Genomic DNA, 230 nt, shown 5'->3' on the forward strand with positions numbered 1-230 from the left:
TACTTGTCCATGCCCTTCCAGAACGCGGTGGTGGCAGCGGACTGGATCGTGTTGCCACGCTCCTGCTCCTGCTCCTTCCAGTCCAGGGTGGCGGCGCCGTCGTGCACTTCACCGATCGTGTGGCGCTTGCCGGTGTAGAACAGGATGGGCTCGGACGGGGGGGTCGTGCCGGCGGCGGTGGGGGCGCTGAGGCCGCAAGTGCGGGGGCGCTCGGTGGGCGTGGGGCGGGC

At 70.9% G+C, this 230-nt stretch carries 1 protein-coding gene; it reads right to left on the bottom strand.

Going from position 1 to position 230, the window contains the following annotated elements; genetic code table 11:
* Nucleotides 1–230, bottom strand: a 230-nt coding sequence (locus ACQG3P_RS25390; RefSeq protein WP_426806586.1) for a GTP-binding protein, incomplete at both ends; no start/stop codon positions are given.

Source organism: Stenotrophomonas sp. SrG, from assembly GCF_050031795.1.
Classification (GTDB): domain Bacteria; phylum Pseudomonadota; class Gammaproteobacteria; order Xanthomonadales; family Xanthomonadaceae; genus Stenotrophomonas; species Stenotrophomonas rhizophila_A.